General features: G+C 52.6%; 1 protein-coding gene. It reads left to right on the top strand.

The window, feature by feature from the left end; all coding sequences use genetic code 11:
• Positions 1 to 101 precede the first annotated feature (101 nt).
• Complete coding sequence (locus B5V00_RS16770; protein ID WP_085011954.1) at positions 102 to 1,133, top strand: IS110 family RNA-guided transposase; 1,032 nt, start codon at positions 102 to 104, stop codon at positions 1,131 to 1,133.
• The last annotated feature ends 273 nt before the right edge of the window (positions 1,134 to 1,406 follow it).

The following is a 1,406-nucleotide window of genomic DNA, read 5'->3' as shown; positions in this document are numbered from 1 at the left end:
CTGTTGATGAAATGGTCTCCCCCCACTACCTAAATCGGCGTCAAGGCGCCATGATGGAGATAACGTAACTTTCCATCAACGAGGTGTGAGAGGAGACCAAGATGAATATTATCACTGTCGGCCTAGACTTGGCAAAAAGCGTCTTTCACGTTGTCTGCTTCAGCGAGCAATTCAAAGAGGTCAAAAAACGGATGCTTCGGCGTAATCAGGTTATTCATTTCTTCACCCAGTTGCCCCCCTGTCAGGTGGCCATGGAAGCTTGTGCGAGTTCCCATTACTGGGGGCGAGAACTGCGCGCGCTGGGGCATGACGTCAAGCTGATACCACCTCAGTATGTAAAGCCCTATCTGCGGGGCAATAAAAACGACTACAACGATGCTCGTGCTATTGCCGAGGCGTCAACCCGTCCCTCCATGCCGCTTGTCGCGATCAAGACGACCGAAGAACAGGACATGCAGGCTATCCATCGGATGCGCGCCAGGTGTATTAAAGACCGGACAGCCCTAAGTAACTCAACACGGGGGCTGCTGGGTGAGTATGGCATTGTTTTGCCCACAGGACTCGCAGCTTTACGCAGAAGTATTCCAGAACTACTGGAAGATGCGGAAAATGGGTTGAGTGATCGGTTCCGGAACCTGCTGGTGCGGCGCTATGAACAGCTTGTTGAACTTAACGAACATATTGCTTTTTACACCAACGAGCTGGAGCTTTTGAGCCGGCAGGATGATGCTTGCCGACGGTTGCAGACGATTCCAGGTTTTGGTCCGATTGTAGCCAGCGCATTCCGCAGCACCATCGGCGATGGCCGTATTTATGCCCGCGGTCAGGATGTCGCTGCGTCGCTGGGGCTGGTTCCCCGTCAGCACAGCAGTGGCGGTAAAAATGTCCTGCTTGGCATCAGCAAACGAGGGGATTGTTATCTGCGAAGCCAACTTGTCCATGGCGCTCGAGCAGTCGTTGTCCAGGCAGTCAGGAAGGATGATTCTTTGAGCCGCTGGATCAATCGAATACGCAAAGAACGAGGTTGGAACAAGGCCGTCGTTGCGGTGGCAAATAAGATGGCGCGTATCGGCTGGGCCATCTTGAGGTACAACACAGTTTATCAATCAGCTTCAGCGTCACCGACTCGTTAGCCTCGGTTCACTGAAAACAGGGAAGTGGGTTCTCCCACCAGAAATTGCGAAGGCTCTGTAACGTACAATGACGAAACAGGTCAGACCGGCGTATCGGAAACCTGAAAAGTCCGACGGTTAGCAGAAACCGCCCTGTCGATAAGGACGATACGCGCGCACATCATTAAGGCCCGAGGACGTAAATTTCCTCAAAAAGAGGCCGGATATACGGCAGCAATCCTGTCCCTGTCATTAACGACACAAAGCCCTTGCAAAAAGGGGGGAGACCATATA

Origin of the sequence: Geothermobacter hydrogeniphilus (assembly GCF_002093115.1) — a bacterium.
GTDB lineage: Bacteria > Desulfobacterota > Desulfuromonadia > Desulfuromonadales > Geothermobacteraceae > Geothermobacter_A > Geothermobacter_A hydrogeniphilus.
Note: the sequence above shows the minus strand (reverse complement) of the source record. Positions and strands in the feature narration are given on the sequence as shown.